Origin of the sequence: Paraburkholderia sp. CNPSo 3076 (genome assembly GCF_026343935.1) — a bacterium.
Taxonomy (GTDB): Bacteria; Pseudomonadota; Gammaproteobacteria; order Burkholderiales; family Burkholderiaceae; genus Paraburkholderia; species Paraburkholderia nodosa.
Genome location: NZ_JAPMAL010000003.1, coordinates 243,727 through 263,705, shown reverse-complemented (window position 1 = coordinate 263,705; position 19,979 = coordinate 243,727). Strand labels below are relative to the sequence as shown.

Here is a 19,979-nt window from a genome sequence, read left to right as displayed (position 1 = left end):
AACCGTTGCGCACGCAACAGCCTCGGGACGGCCCGATGGATACGCTAAAATTGCTTGGTTTTCAGATGCTTACAGAAACCTATACAGTCTCCAGACAAGGACACGGCACAGTGGGAATGGCTGGCGGATCCGTACTGCCAGTTTAAATATCCAGAAGCGATTGGATTGTATCCAATTCTGGCAGCAAAAATATTGACGACAACACTTTTTCGTCGGACGGCGTTCGTCCGCCCGGCGCCCACGAGCTCATGACGACAGTGCAGGCCAAGGAAGACCAGCGATCGCTGCCTCAAACGATCCGCGACCAGCTGCGCGACGAGATCTTGCGCGGCGTGCTGCCGCCCGGTGCGCAGCTGCGCCAGGAGAGCCTTGCGGAGCGCTTCGGCGCGAGCCGCATTCCCGTGCGCGAGGCGCTGCGCCAGCTCGAGGCCGAAGGGCTCGTGAGCTATCAGCTCAATCGCGGCGCGGTGGTGATCGCCATGTCCACGCAGGAGATCTGCGAGCTGCTCGACATTCGCGCGGCGCTGGAGACCTACGCGGCGAAGCTCGCGGTGCCGAACATGGTGGCGGGCGACATCGACGTGATGAAGCGCATTCTCGCGGCGTACGACGCCGCTTCGTCGCCCGCGGAGTGGGCCGAATGCAATCGCCAGTTCCATCTGGCGCTGTGCGCGCCCGCGAACAACTCGCGGCTGCGCAAGATGATCGAGGAGTACTGCCTGAGTACGACGAATCGATACACGCATCTGCGCATGTCGCTCGATACGGAGAAGAACGAAGTGCAAAGCGATCACTACGCGATCGTCGATGCTTGCAAGCGGCGCGCCGTGGATGAAGTGGTGGCGCTGATCGAGCGGCATATTCTCGATACCAGGCGCGAAGTGATGGCCGCGGCGCGGCTGGCTGGTCTGGATAACTAAGCGTTTTTTTCGCTGCGCAGGATGGAAAAACGGCGAGCGCCCCGTAAGGGACGCTCGCCGTTTTGCTTGAAGCGGACTTGAGTGTGATGCGCTGTGCTTACACGGCCATTTCCGGCGGCGCCTGGCGGAAGCACCGCGTGATCCAGCCGAGATAAACAAGGCCGAGCACGAACCAGATCACGCCGAGCACGATGGCGGTCTTTTCGAGGCTGCACAGCAGCCAGATGTCGGTCACGGCGCCGATCAGCGGGAACACCAGACCGCCGAGCAACCCGAAGCTACGCGTGCCCGCCGCGCCGCTGAAGTACTGGCGGATCACGCACAGGTTCACCGAAGTGAACGCGAGGAACGCGCCGAAGTTGATGAACGAGGTGGACGTGGCCACGTCGAGTTTCAGCGCGATCAGACCGACGACACCGGCAATCGCGATGTTGATCGCAGGCGTGCGAAAGCGCGGATGAATGTAGCCGAAGATCGACTTGGGCAGCACTTCATCGCGGCCCATCGCATAGAGCAGACGCCCCACGCTGGCCTGCGCCGAGATGCCCGAGGCGAACTGCGCGAGGATCAGGCCCGCGAGGAAAATCGTCACGAAGATATCGCCGCCCACCTTGCGCGCGATTTCGAACGCGGCCGAATCGGGGTCCTTGAAGACGGCGCCCGGATGCGCGAGCTGCAGCGTGTAAGCGGCGATCACGAAGATTGCGCCGCCCACCAGCGCGATCAGCACGATGGCGCGCGGAATGGTCTTTTCGGGCTCGATGGTTTCCTCGGTGAGCGTGGAAACGGCGTCGAAGCCGAGGTATGAATACGCGGCGATCGCAGCACCCGCCATCGTGGCCGAGAGCGGCACGTGCGGCTGGAAGAACGGCTGCGCCGCGATCAGGCCGCCCGGGCCCGCGGCTGCAGAGGCGTAGTGCAAGCACAGGACTACGAACATTGCCGCAATGCCGAGCTGCACGATCATGAGCACGATGTTGAAACGCGCCGCGAGTTCGATGCCAATGACGTTCAGCGCACTCGTGAGCACGATGAACGCGACGATCCAGATCCACGTGGGCACGCTCGGGAACGCCGCGCCAAGATACGCCGCGCCAATCAGCCAGATCACCATCGGCAGGAAGAAGTAATCGAGCAGCGTGGCCCAGCCGATCATGAAGCCCAGATGCGAATTGAAGCTCTTGCGCGTGTACGTGTAGGCCGAACCCGCCACCGGGAAAAGGCGCGCGAGCTTGCCGTAGCTGAACGCCGTGAACACGATTGCGACTAGCGCGATGAGATACGCGAGAGCGGCGGTGTCCTGGCTCGCGCCGGCGAGCACGCCATAGGTGCCGTAGACGATCAGCGGCGCCATATAGGCGAGGCCGAACAGGAGCACGGACGGCAGGCCGAGCGTGCGCTTCAGGTGAGGTTCTTGAGTGCCGCGTTCATGCGACGGCGAGGCTGGCTTCATGATGCAGTTGTCTCCTGGGTGCTGCGGTTCTGGCAGGCGTGGGCGAGCCGGGCGAGCCACGAGAAGCGGCTTGCCGGATCGCTGGTTGCCGGGCTTGTTACCGGGTCTTGCTGCTTGACGCTTGTAAGGGCTTTAGCGCGTGCGCGGGCGGATATTGAGCGAGCGACGGCCTTGCGCGTCGTTCTCGTCCGCGAGATTGAGCGCAATGCGTGCGTCGTGCAGATAGCTGTAGTGCTCGCGGCTTTGCGCGAGCAGCGTGCGATCCACCTTCGCGTGCAGCACCGCGTCTTCGTTCTTCAACTCGCAGAGCACGTCGCCGAACGGGCTCACGAGTGCTGTTTCGCCGGGGAACGTGAGGTTGTCGTCGCCGTTGCCGGTGCGGTTCACGAGCGCGGCGAACATCTGGTTCTCCATCGCGCGCGCGACGATCGCGCGGCGATGCACGGGGCCGAACGGATCCATATTGCCGTTCGTGACGACGAGCATTTCCGCGCCGAGCGAGGCCACGGCGCGCGCCGTTTCGGGAAACTCGATGTCGTAGCAGATCAAGAGACCCACGGTCGTGCCCTTGTATTCGCACACCTCATAGCGGTCGCCAGGCGTGAACACGCCCACGTCCGTGGCCCACAGGTGCGTCTTGCGGTAACGCAGCGCGATGTCGCCGCGTTCGTCGATCAGCACAGTCGTGTTGTAGAAGCGATCGCCGTCGCGCTCGGCGAGGCCCACGGCGACGCCGATCTGGGCCGCGCGTGCGGCGTCGCGCACTTTGGAGAGCGAGGGGCCTTCGAGCGATTCGGCCACGTTGCGCACGTTCTCGCGGGTGGGAAAGCCCGTGAGCGTGGCTTCGGGAAAGACGATGAGATCGCTGCCTTCGCGGCGCCTGGCCGTAGCGTCGAGTACGCGGGCGAGGTTGGGAGCGACTGCGCCGTCCACGATCGGGATCTGCGCGAGTTCGAGTTGCATGCCTGTCTCCATCCTTATGTATTACGTAAAGCACCGCGTGGGCGTCAGGAGCGGCTATTATCTCCACGTTATTTTTGTCGAGAAATTACCCTGCAGGGGTACCCTGATCGGAGGACCCATGGAGCCCCTCACGGAACTGGACTGGCAGGACCGCGCGTTCCATCACCATATCGCGACGCTGATCGACGCCCTCGACGGCCCCGACTTCTGGACCCGCATGACGCGTGTGATCGAGCGCTTCGTCGCGTTCGACAACTGGGTTGCGCTCGTCTTCCGGCGCGATCGCGCGCCGCTCGTGTGCGCCGAGTCGCCCATGCCCGACGGCACCGTGGATCTCTTGTTCCGCGCGTATCTGGAGGGGATGTACCTGCTCGATCCGTTCTATCTGAATGCGAGCGAGAAGCCGCGCGCGGGGCTCGTCACGCTCGCCGAAGTTGCGCCCGACAATTTCAGCATGACGGACTATTACCAGCGCTACTTCAAGAGCAACATCATCGGCGACGAAGTGCAGTTCAATGTGCCGCTGGACGAAGCGCGCACGCTGATTTTCTCGCTAGGCGCAAAGCACCATTACACGGAGCGCGATATTGCGTTGTTCGCGATGTTCGCGCCGTGGGTGGTCGCGCTCATGAAGCAGCGGCTTGCACATGAGACGTTTGCCGAGGGTGTCGCCGAGGCGGTCGCGTCGGATGCGGCTGCAGCCGACAGCGCGGCGCAGCAGGGGCAGTTGAGCGAGGCGGGCTTCGCGAGCCGCATCGAGGCGGTCACGCAGCAAAGCGGACGCGTGCCGCTCACCGCGCGCGAGATCGAAGTGGTGCGCTTGAGCCTGAGCGGCTTTTCCACGCGCGCGATTGCGGAGCGGCTCGAAATTTCGTTCGAGACCGTGCGCGCGCACAAGAAGCATATTTACGCGAAGCTCGGCGTGAGTTCGCAGTCGGAATTGTTTGCGCTCTTCTACGAGCCGCTCGGGCGCGTGGGCGCATGAGCGCCGCGCGCCTTTGGCGGCGCGCGTCAGAACTCGACGAGCGCGAAGTCTTCCTTGCCCACGTCGCAGAGCGGGCAGCGCCAGTCGTCGGCCACGTCGGCCCAGCGGGTGCCGGGAGCGAGGCCGTCGTCAGGGGCGCCTGCCGCTTCGTCATACACCCAGCCGCAGATCACGCAGACCCATTGTTTCAGGCCGTCGTCGGCGCTGGCCGCAGCCGTTGAAGCGCTTGCGGGCGCCTCGGGCGCGGCGCCTTCGGGCGGGGTGTCGAGCGCGACGACGAGCGGCGCTGCGGTGCTCTCGCGTTCAGCGAGCTTGCCTTGCAGCGTGGCGAGCAGCGCGGCGGCTTCGTCGGCGGTGAGGTCGATCCAGTACGGGTCGCCTGCGCCGTCATTCAGGCGAACGGGCGAGAACTGGATTTCGAGGGCGACGCCTTTCTTGTACATAAGCGAAAACGGTTGGCTTGATGCCCCGGACGCGCTGCGCTCACAGGAAGTAGCGGAACAGCAGCGAGGCCGCGATACCGCCAGCGGCGATCAGCGCGAGCATTTGCAGGAGCGTGATGGACTTGCTGGACTTGGCGTTCGAAGCGGCGGGACGGGTGGTGGTGTTCATAGGGTGATCTTGCGGCGGCGTGGGTTGCGGTCTCGATTGCGCCCCTTAAAGTCGCCATGGTCGGCATGACGGCGGCAGAGCGCGGCGGGGGAGTTTCGCACGATTTCGCATCGACGGGGGCATTTGCGCGGCGTCTGCGCGCACGCGCCGCAGATTTCGCCGCCGGCAACCTGCGCCGCACAGCAGCACTGATTATCGCCGCCAATGCGGGCCGGATTCCGGAGCGCGCGGAGATGGTTTATTTCGCAGGCGTTGAGAGAAGCGGCTCACAACTGCAGCCAGCGCCGTTCGATATACGAAAACAGCCAGCTGACCGGCACCGCGCAGGCCATGCCGATGGCGACCTGCGCCACGCGAAAGAGCGCGACATCCCACACCGGCCCGTTCATGGGTACGAGCAGCACGATGGTGGTGGTGATTGCACCCAGCCGCGCGGCGGTGCTGACGCTCAGGCACCAGCAGCCGATGATCACCACGCTCACGGCTACGAGGTAGGCCGCGAGATTTTCCGGGCCGAACGCCGCCGTTGCGAGCCCCACTGCGCCGCCTGCAATCGCGCCGATGAACTGGTCGCGCGACTGCGCGAGCGTATCGGCGTAATCGTGTTGGGTGACGGCAATCGCCGTGATCGCGGCCCAGAACGCCTGTTCGGTGTGGAGCGCGCGGCCGATGCTGTATGCAAGACCTGCCGCGCAGACGGCGCGCAGCGCCATGAGCGTGCCTTGCGCGGCGCGGCTCCTGAGCGGCAGGCGCTTGAGCGCGCCCAGCGCCGATTGCTGGAGCGAAGTGAGATAGGCGTAGAGGTTGTCTTGTGGGTCGTGCATCGCGCGTGATCGGTCGTAAGGAGAACGTGAGGATAAGCGGGCGCGCTGCCAAGCATATCAAGCCGTGTCTGCTGGGTGCAGATTGCCGGACAGGCAATGCATGCGCAACGACTTCGCCACGTGGTGCGGATCGCGCTCCGGACACAAAAAAGGCGCGATGCCATCCAGCATCGCGCCTTTCTGCCGTGAAACAAAACCGTGCGTTACTTCCTGTCGATCGAGATCGCTCCCGGACCCGTTACCGCGAGCGCGAGCAGGCCGCCGGCGATACTGATGTTCTTGTAGAAGTTGATCATGTTCGCCATTTGGTCGGCGCCGGTCATGGTCCAGAAGTGATGGCCGATGAAGGCTGTCGCAACGGTATAGATCGCGAGCAGCACGGCGAGCGGCCGCGTGTAGAAGCCCACGAGCAGCAGGATGCCGACCGCGAACTCCATGATCACGGCGATGGCGGCCGACAGCATCGGCACGGGCGCGCCCACGTGCGCCATGTAGTCGACCGTGCCCGAAAAGCCGGTGATCTTCGACCAGCCGAACAGGATGAACAGGGAAGTCAGCAGGATGCGCGAGACCAGCAGCACGACGTCGTTGCCCGGCCCGAACAGGTTGTATCGCATGGTTTTCTCCGAAGAAGTTTTAAGCAGTTCACTACGTATCAGTTCGCGCTTTGCCGGGCGGCGGCCCGCTTTCAGTGAGCGGACCGCCGCGCGCCGGTCTGCGCAAGCATAACCTCAGGCGCAACGCCGAAGTTAAGACCAAAGCTCCGACACTTCGATATTACGCAGATCGAACACCAGGACCTCGGCATCGTGTCCGTCGCTGAAGCTCAACTCGCGCTCGGAGCGGATGCGCGCGCCGTCGCCTTCGCCCAGTTCCACGCCGTTCAGCTTCACGCTGCCACGCGCCACGTGAACGTAGGCGTAGCGGTCGTCGCCCACTTCGACCTTCGCCGTTTCCGCGCCGTCGAGGCGGCCGGCATACACGCGTGCGTCCTGGCGCAGCAGCAGCGAGTCTTCGGCGCCGTCCGGCGAGAGGATCAGGCGGAGCTTGCCGCGCTTTTCCTCATCGGCGATGTGCTTTTGCTGGTAACGCGGCTGCGCGCCCTTCACGTTCGGTGCAATCCAGATCTGCAGGAAGTGCACCCCTTCGTCGGCCGAGTGGTTGAACTCGCTGTGCGCCACGCCGGTGCCGGCGCTCATCAGTTGCACGTCGCCGGGGACGATCACCGAGCCCGTGCCCATCGAGTCCTTGTGCTCGAGGGCGCCTTCCAGCACGTACGAGAAAATTTCCATGTCGCGGTGCGGGTGCTTGCCAAAGCCGCGCGCCGGGGCCACGCGGTCGTCGTTGATCACGAGCAGGTCCGAGAAGCCCACCTGCTTCGGATCGTAGTAGTTGGCAAACGAAAACGTGTGACGCGAGCTGAGCCAGCCATGTTCACCGCGGCCGCGTTGGTCTGCCTTGCGAAGTTCGATCATTTTGGTCTCTCCGTGTGAATCGTTTCGATTCGGTGATTGGTTGCGATGGAAGAAGTTTAGGTCAATCAAATCGACTTGAATTACCGTAAAATACGACTCACTGTCACATTGAAGTGGACAATCGGAATGCAACTCGACGACATGCGGATCTTCGTGAACACCGTGGATGCGGGCAATTTCACGGCGGCGGCCCATCGGCTGCGGCTTTCCAAGCAGTTCGTGAGCCGGCGCGTGGCGGCGCTGGAGGCCGATCTGGGCGCACGCCTGCTCGTGCGCAACACGCGCAAGCTGGCGGTTACGGACCTCGGCCAGGACTTCTACGAGCGCGCGAAACGGATCCTTGCGGACGTCTCGGAGGCCGAGCAGGCCATGTCGGACCGGCGCAGCGAGCCCCGCGGCCTCCTGAAAGTGAGCGCGCCGATGTCGTTCGGCATGGCGCACCTTTCGCCGCTCGTCGCCGAATTTCTGCGCGAGCATCCGGACGTGCGCTTCGACATGGATCTGAGCGACCGCACCGTCGACGTGATCGGGGAAGGTTTCGACATGGCGCTGCGTATCGGCCGGCTGGCGGATTCCACGCTGGTCGCGCAAAAGCTCATCGACGTGCGCATGATCGCGTGCTGCAGCCCCGGCTACCGGCGCCGGCGGCGCGCGCCGCAAACGCCCGCCGATCTCGCGCAGCACGCCTGCCTGCCGTACGGGCAGCAGGGCCGCGCGCCATGGGAATTCATCGTCGATGGCGTGCGCACGCCTTTCGACGTGCACGGGCCGCTGCGCGCGAACAACGGCGAAGTGATCCGCGACGCCGCCATTGCCGGGCTCGGCATCTGCTATCTCCCGGACTTCATCGTGGCGGGATCGGTTGATGCGGGCCTGCTGGTGGAGGTGCTCGAACCGTTCATGCCGCCGCCCAACGCGCTGCATGCGCTGTACCCGCAGCATCGTGAAGCTTCCGTGACGATTCGCGCGTTCACGCAATACCTGCGCGAGCGGCTTGCGGCGCGTGCGGCAACCGCGCGTGGCGGGGCGCTTTGACGCAGCAAGCCTGCGGCCCTTGCAGAAGCACCGTTGTGCCTGCATCTAACGCGCAGAGCTTCGTGAACGCAACATGACAGCGCGGGCGCGTGAGGCACATTGTCGCAGTTTCGTTGTATGCTCACCGCCCCGAGGGTTGCTCGGGCCGCGCGATGCGGGCGCGGAACCCCATGCTGGCGGGCTTTGACGGACGTTATTGGGGCCGATAGGCAGGGTTAATACCCGCGATCAAAGCAACCAATTTTTCAAACGGACGCGGTTCCCGTAACCTTTGTCCATACCTTTTCCCAACCCAGACCGAGGAAACAACGCATGTCTCTCATTAACACGCAAGTCAAGCCGTTCAAGGCAACCGCATACCACAACGGCAAGTTCGTTCCGGTCTCAGAAGAAAACCTCAAGGGCAAGTGGTCGGTTGTCGTGTTCTACCCGGCCGACTTCACTTTCGTGTGCCCGACGGAACTCGGCGACCTGGCTGACCAGTACGCAGAATTCCAGAAGCTCGGCGTTGAAGTCTACGGTGTGTCGACCGACACGCACTTCACGCACAAGGCATGGCACGACACGTCGGACACGATCGCCAAGATCAAGTACCCGCTGGTCGGCGACCCGACGGGCGCAATCACGCGCAATTTCGACGTGATGATCGAAGAAGAAGGCCTGGCACTGCGCGGCACGTTCGTGATCAACCCGGAAGGCGAGATCAAGCTGTGCGAAATCCACGACAACGGCATCGGCCGTGACGCCAAGGAACTGCTGCGCAAGGTGCAAGCTGCTCAGTACGTGGCATCGCACCCGGGTGAAGTCTGCCCCGCCAAGTGGACGCCGGGCGCTGAAACGCTCAAGCCGTCGCTCGACCTCGTCGGCAAGATCTAAGCGTCACAGTATCAATGCGATCGCCCTGATCGCATGACGCCGAAGTCTGACTAGCTGTATGCCCGGGCCGCGCCCACGCGGCCGCGGCCCGGGTGCCCTGTTCGCCTCTTGACGCCATAGGCGGAACGGCGAAATTGCCAGGCAATACTTAGAATTCCCCCGCTTCTTCTCTAGCCGGAAAAAAAGCCATGCTCGACGCCAACCTCAAAGATCAACTCAAAAGCTACCTCGAAAAAGTCACGCAGTCGATCGAGATCGTTGCGTACCTGGACGATGGCGAGAAGTCGCAAGAACTGCAGCAACTGCTGCAGGACATCGCATCGCTCTCGAATCGCATCGCCTACGAAGAACGCCGTGGCGCCGCAGCCGGCGACGCGCGTACCCCTTCGTTCGACATCAAGCGCGCGAACTCCGACGTGAAGGTCACGTTCGCGGGCATCCCGATGGGCCACGAATTCACGTCGCTCGTGCTGGCGCTGCTCCAGGTGGGCGGCCACCCCGTCAAGCTCGAGAACGACACCATCGAACAGGTGAAGGCGCTCGACGGCGTGTTCTCGTTCGAAGTCTATATGTCGCTCTCGTGCCAGAACTGCCCGGAAGTCGTGCAGTCGATCAACGCGATGGCCGCGCTGAACCCGAACGTGCAGATCGTCACCATCGACGGCGCGCTGTATCAGGACGAAGTCGAGAAGCGCCAGATCATGGCCGTGCCGACCCTCTACCTGAACGGCGAAGTGTTCGGCCAGGGCCGCATGGGCGTGGAAGAGATTCTCGCGAAGCTCGACACCGGCGCATCGTCGCGCGCCGCCGAGAAGCTGAACCAGAAGGATGTTTTCGACATGCTCATTGTCGGCGGCGGCCCCGCAGGCGCTGCGGCTGCGATTTACGCTGCGCGCAAGGGCATTCGCACCGGCGTGCTCGCCGAGCGCTTCGGCGGCCAGGTGCTCGACACGATGTCGATCGAGAACTTCGTCTCGGTCACGGAAACGGAAGGGCCGAAGTTCGCCACGGCGCTGGAGCAGCACGTGCGCGCTTATGACGTCGACATCATGAATCTGCAGCGCGCCGAAGCGCTCGTGCCCACGGGCAACGGCTTCGAAGTGCGCACGCAAAGCGGCGCGACGCTGCGCGCGAAGAGCGTAGTGCTCGCCACGGGTGCGCGCTGGCGCAACGTCGATGTGCCGGGCGAGCAGCAGTACAAAAACAAGGGCGTGGCCTACTGCCCGCACTGCGACGGTCCGCTCTTCAAGGGCAAGCGCGTCGCGGTGATCGGCGGCGGCAACTCGGGCGTGGAAGCGGCGATCGACCTGGCCGGTATCGTGAGCCATGTCACGCTGCTCGAATTCGGCGCGCAACTGCGTGCGGATGAAGTGCTGCAACGCAAGCTGCGCAGCCTGCCGAACGTCACGGTGCACGTGAACGCGCAAACCACGGAGATTTCCGGCGACGGCCAGAAGGTCACGGGTCTCGCCTGGCTCGAACGCACGTCGGGCGAGAAGCATCAGCTCGAACTCGAAGGCGTGTTCGTGCAGATCGGCCTCGTGCCGAACACCGAGTTCCTCAAGGGCACGGTCGCGCTGTCGAAGCACGGCGAGATCGAAGTGGACGCGAAGGGCCAGACGTCGGTGCCGGGCGTGTTCGCCGCGGGCGACGTGACGACCGTGCCGTTCAAGCAGATCGTGATCGCCGTGGGGGAAGGTGCGAAGGCATCGCTCGGCGCATTCGATTACCTGATCCGCTCCTCCGTGGAGCAGGAAGAGGACGCGAAGGCGGCGCCGGTGGTTGCCTGAGCAAAGGTTTAGAGCAGTCTCTCTTTACGCCGGCTCACGCCGGCGTTTTTTTATGGTTTCGCGAGATAAGACGGGTCAGTCCTGGACGAGCGGGCTGCCATACGGGAAGTCGGCCGCCGGTTCCGCATGCTTTTGCCGATGGGCCTGGCGCAACGGCTTGAGCACGAATACCGCGAGCAGGGCGGAGACCGCCGCCATGCCCGAAGCGAGCATGAATACTGCGTGCCAGCTGCCGGTTGCCGCGGTGATGACACTCGTGAACGGCACCAGCAGCGCCGCCGTGCCCTTCGCGGTGTAGAGCAGACCCGCGTTGGTCGCGGCGAACTTCGGTCCGAAGGTGTCGCCGCAGGTAGCGGGAAAGAGGCTGTAGATTTCGCCCCACGCGAAGAACACGATGCCCGTGAGCACGACGAACGCCATCGGGCTGTGACCGTATTGCGAAAGCAGCACGATGCCGATCGCCTCGATGCCGAACGCGACGAACATCGTGTTCTCGCGGCCAATGCGGTCCGATACCCAGCCAAAGAACGGCCGTGTGAGACCGTTGAGCACGCGGTCGATGGTGAGCGCGAACGTGAGCGCGGGCAGCGTGAGGCCGAGCAGCGAAACGGGCGAGTCGTGCAGGCCGAAATCCTTCGCGATGGGGCCGAGCTGCGCGGTCGCCATCAGACCGCCTGCGGCCATCATCACGAACATGGCGTACATCACCCAGAAGATGGGCGACGCAACCACCTCGCGCGGGCTCGCGTTGTAGACGGCGCTCGCGCCCTGCGCAAGCTGCTTCGCCGCGTGTCCCATTTGCCCGATGGCGCGCTTCGCCGCGGCGACGCCGTGCGAGGCGGGCGCGCTGAGTGCGAAGCCGAGCACGAGCACGACGATCCCTTGCCCCAGACCGAACCAGAGGAAGGTGGACTCGTATCCGCTGCTCTTGATCATGTTGGCGATCGGCACGACGGTCGCCGCCGACCCCGCACCAAAGCCCGCCGCCGTGATGCCGGCCGCGAGCCCACGCCGGTTCGGAAACCATTTGAGCGCATTGCCGACACACGTGCCATAGACGGCTCCCGCACCGAGCCCGCCGATTGCGGCCGCGATATAGAGCACGGGCAGCGTCGCGGCGACCGAATTGAGCACCCAGGCAACCGCGCACAACAGCCCGCCGGCCACGACCACTGGACGCGGCCCGTACTTGTCGACGAGCCAGCCTTCCACGGGCACGAGCCAGGTTTCGGTGACGACGAAGATCGTGAACGCGACCTGAATCGCGGCGCGCCCCCAGTGGTACTTCTCGTTGATCGGATTGACGAACAGCGTCCAGCCGTACTGCATGTTGGCGATCATCGCCATGCAGATGACGCCGAACACGAGTTGCGTCCACGGCGACGCGAATCGCGACGCCCCTCCTTGCCGATGCTCCATGTGTGTCTCCGGTTTCTTCGAATGAATGGCCATCTACGAGGGGCGGAATTCGCCCGGGTCGCAGTCACGATTTCTGTCGTTTAGCTGACAGTAGTTTACACAATATGTAATATATCAATGAAGTCAAGCGGAAGACATCTCAGGGCTTCTACTAGCTCTCGGTATTGATGAGTATGGTTTTTGAAAGCTTTCGGCCGATGCTGCCGGTGCCAGAAAAAAAAGCCCGCGGGCTAGGCCGGGCGGGCTGAGGCATGCGCGAGATAGCGGAAATCGCGACATGTGATGTCGTTATAGTCGAAAGCTTTTGGTAATGTAAGGGGAGATTTTTCTAAAACCTTTCAAATTGATTGGAATGAAAGGTTTGTTGCCATTTTTGCGCACGAGTCGGCGGCCAGGCAGGAAGCGAGGTCGAGCAGCGTCCTGGTACGCGTGCCAAACTGGCTGCCGGCGGCGCGACGCCGTCGATCGAGGAGACGAATCATGCAGCGCGAAACATTCATCCGCAGCCTGGCCGACGAAGGCTTTCCCGAGCCCGTCGTCGTGACGCGCGAAGCCGGCGTCATGGAGGTCCATTCGCATCCGTTCGAAGCGAAGGCACTGGTCATCGAGGGCGAACTGCACATCCGCGTGGGCGACGAGGAGCGGCTCTACAAGGCCGGCGACGTGTTTCATCTCGCCGCCAACCTGCCGCACGCCGAGCGCTACGGGCCGCAGGGCGTGCAGTATCTGGTGGGGAGGAAGTGAGGGGCGGGGACGCCTATGCCGCGAGGGGCCGAAGTTCCGAGAGATCGGCGTTTCTTGCGGCCTCCTCCAGATCGTAGTCGCTCTGGAGGTTCATCCAGAACTGCGGTGAGGTGCCGAATACGATCGACAGACGCAGTGCGGTGTCAGCGGTCACGCTGCGCGCGCCATGCACGATTTCGTTGATGCGCCGCGGCGGCACTTTCATGGCTCGCGCCAGCGCGTTCTGGCTCATCTAGCGAGTACGGAAAAGCGACGCTCCCCCTCACCCCCGCGCCGCGATCTCCTTCTTCCAGCCCGCGATGATCTTCCCCGCGAGCGCGTTGTAGTCGCCGTCGAAGTGGTGATCGCCGTTCGTCTTCACGACGTCGATGCCGGTATTCACGAGCGCTGGGCACAGCGTGTCTTTCTCGCCCGCGCCATACACGCATTGCACGATCGAAGGCGGCACCTTCGCGAGTTCCGGGCGCACCTGCAGCGCCTTGTCGCTGGCGGGCATGCCGAGCCAGCCCGTCACGCGGACCTGGAAGTCGGCGTCCGGCGCGAAGCCGAGCAGCGACATGTACGACACCTTCGCGCGCAACGCGTCGGGCAGACGGTTGTAGGCGAATGGCATCACGTCCGCGCCAAACGAGTAGCCCACCAGCGCGATGTGCTGCGCATGCCAGCGCGAGCCGTAGGTCTTCAGCACGCGGGCGAGATCGTGGCTTGTTTGCTCGGGCGTCTTTTCGCTCCAGAAGTAGCGCAGCGCGTCCCAGCCGATCACCGAAATACCCTGCTTTTGCAGCGCTTCAGCAATCGTCTTGTCGAGATCGCGCCAGCCGCCGTCGCCCGAGATCACCACCGCGAGCATGTCGGTGGGGTGCGCCGCGGGCAGTTCGACGAGCGGCAGGTCCGACACGTCCTCTTCGCTCTCCGTCACGACGCGCAGGTGACTCGAGGTGAGCGCAACGATCTTGTCGGCGTCGGCAACGCTGGCGGCGAAGGCACGCGGTGCGCCAGAACTGGTTGCGCGCGCATCTTTCGTCGTCACACCCTTCTCGAAGAAACCGGGCAGGCCATTGCCGCGCGAGAGCGTGGGGTCCGCCGGGCAGGGGGCGAAGCGCACGTCGAGCTTCGCGGCAGGGTCGAGCGACACGGCGCCCGCCATCGTGTTCGCGGGCGCCTGCGAGAGCATGCGCTGTGCGATGAGTGCACCTTCGCCGCTGCCGATGGCGATCGGCGCGTAGTACTCGCTGGACCCCAGCTGGCGTTCGAGCTGGTGGCTCAGCGCTTCTGCGTCGCTGTAGAGCTTGTGGCAGGTCTCGTTCTTCACGGCGGCGAGGTTCTGCGCATAGCGCTCCGTATCCACGCCGACGACGAGAGCGCCATGCTGCGCGAGCGCGTCGGCGCGCGTCTGGTCGGCGGCGCTCCAGTGCGGGTCCGCCGAGAACAGCACGGTGAAGCCGCGCATCGTGCCACTCGGTTTCGTCACCGCGACTTCGCCATAACGGCCGCCGGAAACGTGCATCGTCGCGGCGGAAGCGGGCGTCGAGGCGGGCATCGAAGCGGCGTTGGCGTGAGCCGTGAAAAACGCGAGCACGGCGGCGCCCGCTGCCGTGCCTGCAATGCGCGGCAGCCTGGGAATACGGAATGTCATGAGCGCCAGCCTCCTGCCAGCAGCGATAGATCGGCGAGGGTGATGAACACGCTGATCGAGCCCGAGGCGGCCAGATAGCGTGGTTCCCAGCGCGGCGCGAACTTGTTCTTGAAGCCGCGCAGCCCCCGGAAGTTATAGAAACGGCCGCCGAAGCGCCAGATGAAGCCCGCGAGCCGGTGCCATGACGAAGCGAGCGGCGAGGGACCCATGCCCGAGAGCGGCGCCATGCCGAGCGAGAGCGACTGGTAGCCGGCGGCCTTCAGATGCAGCGCGAGCTGCGTGAACAGATACTCCATCGCGTAGGGCGACGCGCCCGGCAAATGGCGCATGACGCCCACCGTTGCGTCGGTGTTCAGATCGGTCGTCATGAAAGTGACGAAGGCGAGCGGCTCGTCGTTCTGGCGGATGAGCAACACGGACTGCGCGGCGAGATAGTCGTCGTCGAATGCGGCCACCGAAAAGCTCTTTTCGCGCGCTTCGCGGTCCTGCAGCCAGGCGTCGGAGATCGCGCGCAGCACTGGCAGGCTCGCGCCCATTTGCGTGGGCTCGATATGTTCGATCGAAAAGCCATCGCGTTCGCCGCGTTTGAGCGCGTAGCGCAGGTGCGCGCGCTGCGGACCCTTGAGGTCGAATTCCTGCAGCATCACGCGCGCTTCCTCGCCGAGCTTCATCAGCGTGAGGCCGGCGTCGAGATAGAGCGGCAGCGCGTCGGCGCGCACCTGGTAGAACGCCGCGCGGCCGTTGTGCGCATGGGCGAGTGTGACGAATTCGCGGATCAGCGCGGGCCACTCTTCGCGCGGGCCGACCGGGTCGTGCAGCGCCGCCCACGTGCGGCCGCGCTTCGCGTACATGAGGAAAGCCTTGCGCGAGGCGGAAAACAGGAAGCTCTTGTCGCCCATCAGCGCGAGGCCCGCGTCGCTGCGCTCCTGCGCGCGCACGATACGTGCGGCCTCTTCGAGGTCTTCGCTCGGGGGCATCACGAAGCGACCCGCGGCGGGGCGCAGCAATTGCCACAGCGCGAGCGCGGCGGCGAACACGCCGGCGCCGAGCGTGGCGCGCAGTGCGCGCGGGGCGCGGCTGTGGAAGGCGAATTGCCACCAGAGACTTTGCGAGTACTGCACGTCGCGGAAGGCGAACAGCAGCACCCACACGGCGAGCGCGATTACGCAGCCGACCGAAGCGAGCCAGGCCGGCGTGAAGCGCTCGGAGAACATCGACGAGTGGCGATTGAAGCGCTTGCGCGTGCCGAGGAGCAGCACGATCAGCACGCACAGTACGCCCGCTTCGACGAAGGCGAGGCCTTTGGCGAGCGAGAGCGCGAGGTTGGCCATGGCGATCACGAGCGCGAGCCACCAGGCGGCGTCCAGGCGCCGCAGCAGACCGCGCGCGACGAAGAGGAGCAACACGCCGAAGAGGCTGCCCATCAGCTGCGAGCTTTCGAGCACCCAGAGCGGGACGATGGTTTGCAGCAGCGCGATGCGCTTGGAGAACGCGGGTGTGGCGCCCGAGATCACGAGCATGCTGCCGGTCACGAAGGTCACGATGGCGAGGAACAGCGGCGCGAGCTGCGAGACGCCGTCGGCGCCGCGCTTCGCAAAGCGTGCGCTGAGCGGTGTCTTGAGCGCGCGGCCCTCGAATACGGCGAGCACCGCCGCGGCGAGCGCGAGCGGCGCGCCGAAGTAGATCGCGCGATAGGCGAGCAGCGCAGCAAGCACCTTGGAGGTGGGCACGCTCGGGCCGAGCGCGTAGACCATCGCGGCTTCGAACACGCCGATGCCGCCGGGCGTGTGGCCGATCAGGCCGAGCAGCATGGCGGCGCAATATACGGTGAGGAAGTCGGTGAAGCCGAGGAGCGCATGCGGCATGACCGACCACAGCGCGAGCCCGGCGCCGACCACGTCGAGCGCGGCCAGCAGCAGCTGCGCGACGAGGTCGCGCCGTGCCGGCACCGAAAAGCGCAGCCAGGCGCGGCCGAACGGCTCGACCTCGCGCGCGCCTGGCGGGCAAAGGACGACCAGCACCGCGCCGCAGCCGAGCACCACGCCGCCGATCAGGCGCAGCTCGTCGGGCGAGAGATGCAGCAGACCGGAGAGTGTGCCGGCGGCGCCGACCATGCCGAGCGCGGTCATGAGCACGAGGGCGAGGGCGAGCGTGACGCTCGTGAACACCGTCATGCGGCCGATCTGCGCGGCGGTGACGCCCGCGCCGCCATACACGCGGCAGCGCACGGCGCCGCCCGTGAGGGCGCCGAAGCCGGTGACGTTGCCGAGCGCCGAGCCAGCGATCGCGCCGGCCCACAGCGCGCCGCGCGAGACGCGTGCGCCGAGGTAACGCAGGCCCACGGCGTCGCGACCGACCAGGGCGACGAAGCTCACGGCCGTGGCGGCGAGCGCGCCGACCCATTGCGCCGGCGTGAGCGTCCAGAGCTGGCGGATCACCGAGTGGTAGTCGACCGTGCGCGAGAGGTGCTGGAACACGACCAGCAGCAGCGCGCAGATGCCGAGTGCGAACACCGGCGCGACAAAGCGCGGCAGGTGCAGGGCACCGGCGCGGTGGCGCAGCGCCCCGAGGGCGCGCGCCGCGCGCGAAGAATGCGATTGAGACATGGATCGGTCTGGTGGCTCTCTGCGATGTCGCCGTTTCGACTGTTACAGCTTCCCCGGCGGTGACATCGTGTGTATTCGCGTTTTGCGTTCACGTTCTTTCGAGGCCGGTTCTCGCGCACCTCGCGCCGCGAACCGGAAAATCGAGCCGAATCGTAATCGTTCGGAAAGGACTAGTTAAGCTCAGCAAACGCATAGGACTACCCGGCGGTTGACGCCCCGGTGCAAGAAACTGCTATTGGGTGCGGATCAATTGGGTGCGAAAGCGCGTCATAACTAATGGATTTAATTGGGGAATAATCTTTTGATGATTAATGTTTGCAAAGCCTAATTAACAAGTGAATTGAACGGCAAGGTAATCGTTAAGTTATGAGTAATGAGCGGGCGCTGATCGCTTGCATGAACCATGCGACGATCGGGCCGTTTCGCCGAAACCCTTGCGTGGCGGGCGTTACAGGCAGTCGCCTCGAGCGTTGTTGCGCAGCCGGAGCTCATGTTTCAGTTGTTAGCCAGGCGCTTCCTGAAATCGCTGTCACTAATTCGAGACAGCTTGTTTAATCCTTTTACAATGCTCGGCGGGAGAGTTAGTCTGCTTTGGTCAAGAGTTGTTTTACTGGGCCGGGAGAATGACGTGAAAAGACTAGCCTTGACTTCCCTTTCGCTGGCCGCGCTCGGGGTTGCCGGCACGGCTCAGGCACAGACCAGCGTGACGCTGTACGGCACGATCGACACCTCGATCACCTACGTCAATCACGCCGACGGCAGCAAGAACCTCTGGACGCTCGGCAACAGCAGCTTCGGCAATCTCTCCGGCTCGCGATGGGGTTTGAAAGGCGCCGAAGATCTCGGCGGCGGCCTCAAGGCGATCTTCCAGTTGGAAAGCGGCTTCAACCCGTCCACGGGCGCGCTCGCGCAGGGCGGCAGGCTGTTCGGCCGACAGGCATACGTGGGCTTGACGGCCGAGCAGTACGGGTCGCTCACGCTCGGGCGGCAGTATGACCCGCTCATCGACCTCGTGCAGGGCATCACGGCGGACAACTATTTCGGCTCCGTGTTCGCAACGCCCGGCGACGTCGACAACTACGACAACAGCTTCCGCGTGAACAACGCCGTCAAGTACACCACGCCCGTATGGAGCGGCCTCCAGGCTGCGGCGATGTACTCGTTTGGCGGCATTGCGGGCTCGACAGGCGCCGAACAGTCGTACTCGGCGGCGGTCAACTACACCAACGGTCCGCTCGCGCTCGCAGGCGGCTACTTCTACGCAGCGAACAGCCAGGCCGTGAACGGCATCCGCACCGGCGGCTGGACGAGCACCTCGGACGGCACCTTCGACGGCCCGATCAACTCCGGCTACGCCACGGCACACTCGCTCACCATTGCGCGCGCGGCGGCGCAGTATCAGCTCGGCCAGTTCACCTTCGGCCTCGGCTATAGCAACGCGCGCTACTCGCCTGATGCGAGTTCGGTGTTCCGCGAGACGCAAAAGTACAACACCGGCCAGGGCTTCATGAACTATCAGCTGAGCCCCGCGCTGCTGCTCGGCATCGGCTACAGCTACACGCACGCCAATGGCGATACGTCGGCGAATTACAATCAGGTGTCGCTCGGCGCGGATTACAGCCTTTCGAAGCGCACGGACCTTTACATGACGGCGGCCTGGCAGCATGCGAGCGGCGATACCGGCAACGGCACGGGGGGCTCGATGCCGGCCGAGGCGTCGGTCGGTTCGTACGGTTACGCGGGGACGTCGAACCAGACCATCGTGAACCTCGGGCTGCGGCACAAGTTCTGAATTCGCGCCTCGATATACGACGCCGGATGCGCCAGTTGGGGCGGCGCATCCGGCGTTTTGGCGTTTGCGGCTCTGGCTTCGGCTCAAAGCGCGTCAAGCGCAAGGGCTTCGCGCATCACGCCTCGCGTGAGCGCCGCAGCGTGAGCAGCGCAAGCCAGGCGGCGAGGCGCTCCATACCGCGCCGTACGCCCGCAAACGGCGGCTGCCAAGCGCTCGTGATGCTCACGCGCGCCGGCAAGGCGGCCTCGGTGCTGAGCCAGATGCGCTCGCCACGCTCGAGCCGAAGCGTCTCACCCGGTTGCAGCCAGTGGTCGTAGGGCGAGCGGGCGCGCGTGACCCACACCTGGGCCACCTGAACCCGCAGCGTGGCCGACGCATTCACGCGCCAGGTGAGTGTGCGCATGGGCGGCACGGCGAAGTGGATCGATTGTGCGGGCAACGGATCGTCGAAGCGGTCGGTTGCGTCCGCAACGGCGTGCGGTGCGGGTTGTGGGGCGGGTTGTGAAGCGGTCAGTGAAGCTGCCTGAAAAGCGTCATCCATCGTTTTCTCCAGTTTTTGGAGCCGACGAACGGAGCGCTGTCACCCAGAAAAACAAAAAGCCCCGTCGATGCCGGCGGGGCTTGTGATATGCGTGACGACAGACTGCTAGTACGCACACCATCCCCGTGGGCTACCCGTATGGGTTTTCCACGGATGATTCATCGTGTTTGCGATGACGAGGCGGGTGGAGGAAGTGTGCATGGGTCGAGTGTGCGGGGTGCCTTGCAGCGCTGTCAACCTGAAATGCTTAAATGGCTTTGGCAGCCGTAGTTAGTGTTGCGCGCGAGTCTCGTTTGCACCTTTGCATG

19 protein-coding genes are annotated in these 19,979 nt (G+C 64.4%); 7 read left to right on the top strand and 12 right to left on the bottom strand.

The features are described from left to right. The first annotated feature begins 248 nt into the window (after positions 1 to 248). Positions 249 to 920, top strand: coding sequence for a GntR family transcriptional regulator (locus M3A49_RS05030; RefSeq protein ID WP_266227694.1), 672 nt, complete (start codon positions 249 to 251; stop codon positions 918 to 920). A gap of 97 nt (positions 921 to 1,017) precedes the next feature. Here M3A49_RS05030 and M3A49_RS05025 read toward each other — a convergent pair whose 3' ends face one another. Together M3A49_RS05025 and M3A49_RS05020 are read right to left on the bottom strand one after the other, a co-directional pair. Then, positions 1,018 to 2,373 carry an APC family permease gene (locus M3A49_RS05025; RefSeq protein WP_266227693.1) on the bottom strand — a complete coding sequence of 452 codons (1,356 nt, stop codon included), beginning with the start codon at positions 2,371 to 2,373 and terminating at the stop codon, positions 1,018 to 1,020. 132 nt (positions 2,374 to 2,505) lie between these two features. Continuing rightward, positions 2,506 to 3,336 (bottom strand): carbon-nitrogen hydrolase family protein, encoded by an 831-nt coding sequence (locus tag M3A49_RS05020; RefSeq protein ID WP_266227692.1) that lies wholly within the window; start codon positions 3,334 to 3,336, stop codon positions 2,506 to 2,508. Positions 3,337 to 3,454: 118 nt separating this feature from the next. Here M3A49_RS05020 and M3A49_RS05015 point away from each other — a divergent pair, with 118 nt between their 5' ends. Continuing rightward, the gene (locus tag M3A49_RS05015; protein WP_266227691.1) at positions 3,455 to 4,321 is read left to right on the top strand and encodes a helix-turn-helix transcriptional regulator; all 867 of its coding nucleotides are present in this window, start codon (positions 3,455 to 3,457) and stop codon (positions 4,319 to 4,321) included. Positions 4,322 to 4,347: 26 nt separating this feature from the next. Here the strand turns inward: M3A49_RS05015 and M3A49_RS42495 are convergent, their stop codons facing one another. From M3A49_RS42495 to M3A49_RS04990, 5 genes are all read right to left on the bottom strand, one after another. After that, the gene (locus tag M3A49_RS42495) at positions 4,348 to 4,764 is read right to left on the bottom strand and encodes a rubredoxin (protein ID WP_323183106.1); all 417 of its coding nucleotides are present in this window, start codon (positions 4,762 to 4,764) and stop codon (positions 4,348 to 4,350) included. A gap of 40 nt (positions 4,765 to 4,804) precedes the next feature. After that, positions 4,805 to 4,933, bottom strand: a complete 129-nt coding sequence (locus tag M3A49_RS05005; protein ID WP_266227690.1) for a hypothetical protein — start codon at positions 4,931 to 4,933, stop codon at positions 4,805 to 4,807. Positions 4,934 to 5,199: 266 nt separating this feature from the next. Continuing rightward, positions 5,200 to 5,757, bottom strand: coding sequence for an FUSC family protein (locus M3A49_RS05000; protein WP_266227689.1), 558 nt, complete (start codon positions 5,755 to 5,757; stop codon positions 5,200 to 5,202). A gap of 203 nt (positions 5,758 to 5,960) precedes the next feature. Continuing rightward, positions 5,961 to 6,374: a DoxX family protein gene (locus M3A49_RS04995; protein ID WP_028202725.1), complete on the bottom strand. Its 414-nt coding sequence runs from the start codon at positions 6,372 to 6,374 to the stop codon at positions 5,961 to 5,963. A gap of 132 nt (positions 6,375 to 6,506) precedes the next feature. Then, complete coding sequence (locus M3A49_RS04990; RefSeq protein WP_266227688.1) at positions 6,507 to 7,232, bottom strand: pirin family protein; 726 nt, start codon at positions 7,230 to 7,232, stop codon at positions 6,507 to 6,509. A 126-nt stretch (positions 7,233 to 7,358) separates the two neighbouring features. Between M3A49_RS04990 and M3A49_RS04985 the strand changes: the two genes are divergently transcribed. The 3 genes from M3A49_RS04985 to ahpF all read left to right on the top strand — a co-directional run bounded on the left by M3A49_RS04985 (position 7,359) and on the right by ahpF (position 10,933). After that, positions 7,359 to 8,267: a LysR family transcriptional regulator gene (locus M3A49_RS04985; RefSeq protein WP_028202723.1), complete on the top strand. Its 909-nt coding sequence runs from the start codon at positions 7,359 to 7,361 to the stop codon at positions 8,265 to 8,267. Between the two features lie 312 nt (positions 8,268 to 8,579). Beyond that, positions 8,580 to 9,143, top strand: a complete 564-nt coding sequence (gene ahpC / locus M3A49_RS04980; RefSeq protein ID WP_028202722.1) for an alkyl hydroperoxide reductase subunit C — start codon at positions 8,580 to 8,582, stop codon at positions 9,141 to 9,143. A gap of 188 nt (positions 9,144 to 9,331) precedes the next feature. Next, complete coding sequence (gene ahpF / locus M3A49_RS04975; protein WP_266227687.1) at positions 9,332 to 10,933, top strand: alkyl hydroperoxide reductase subunit F; 1,602 nt, start codon at positions 9,332 to 9,334, stop codon at positions 10,931 to 10,933. Positions 10,934 to 11,008: 75 nt separating this feature from the next. Here ahpF and oxlT read toward each other — a convergent pair whose 3' ends face one another. Next, positions 11,009 to 12,352: an oxalate/formate MFS antiporter gene (oxlT, locus tag M3A49_RS04970; RefSeq protein WP_266227686.1), complete on the bottom strand. Its 1,344-nt coding sequence runs from the start codon at positions 12,350 to 12,352 to the stop codon at positions 11,009 to 11,011. 480 nt (positions 12,353 to 12,832) lie between these two features. Here oxlT and M3A49_RS04965 point away from each other — a divergent pair, with 480 nt between their 5' ends. Beyond that, complete coding sequence (locus M3A49_RS04965; RefSeq protein ID WP_266227685.1) at positions 12,833 to 13,096, top strand: cupin domain-containing protein; 264 nt, start codon at positions 12,833 to 12,835, stop codon at positions 13,094 to 13,096. Between the two features lie 13 nt (positions 13,097 to 13,109). Here M3A49_RS04965 and M3A49_RS04960 read toward each other — a convergent pair whose 3' ends face one another. The 3 genes from M3A49_RS04960 to mprF all read right to left on the bottom strand — a co-directional run bounded on the left by M3A49_RS04960 (position 13,110) and on the right by mprF (position 17,338). Further along, the gene (locus tag M3A49_RS04960; RefSeq protein WP_323183105.1) at positions 13,110 to 13,328 is read right to left on the bottom strand and encodes a HigA family addiction module antitoxin; all 219 of its coding nucleotides are present in this window, start codon (positions 13,326 to 13,328) and stop codon (positions 13,110 to 13,112) included. Between the two features lie 30 nt (positions 13,329 to 13,358). After that, positions 13,359 to 14,636: a virulence factor family protein gene (locus M3A49_RS04955; RefSeq protein ID WP_266227839.1), complete on the bottom strand. Its 1,278-nt coding sequence runs from the start codon at positions 14,634 to 14,636 to the stop codon at positions 13,359 to 13,361. Between the two features lie 92 nt (positions 14,637 to 14,728). Then, positions 14,729 to 17,338 carry a bifunctional lysylphosphatidylglycerol flippase/synthetase MprF gene (mprF, locus tag M3A49_RS04950; protein ID WP_266227684.1) on the bottom strand — a complete coding sequence of 870 codons (2,610 nt, stop codon included), beginning with the start codon at positions 17,336 to 17,338 and terminating at the stop codon, positions 14,729 to 14,731. A gap of 628 nt (positions 17,339 to 17,966) precedes the next feature. Here mprF and M3A49_RS04945 point away from each other — a divergent pair. Beyond that, on the top strand, positions 17,967 to 19,130 hold the full coding sequence (locus M3A49_RS04945) for a porin (protein WP_254353622.1): 1,164 nt from the start codon (positions 17,967 to 17,969) through the stop codon (positions 19,128 to 19,130). 115 nt (positions 19,131 to 19,245) lie between these two features. Here the strand turns inward: M3A49_RS04945 and M3A49_RS04940 are convergent, their stop codons facing one another. After that, complete coding sequence (locus M3A49_RS04940; RefSeq protein ID WP_266227683.1) at positions 19,246 to 19,671, bottom strand: DUF2917 domain-containing protein; 426 nt, start codon at positions 19,669 to 19,671, stop codon at positions 19,246 to 19,248. Positions 19,672 to 19,979 lie beyond the last annotated feature (308 nt).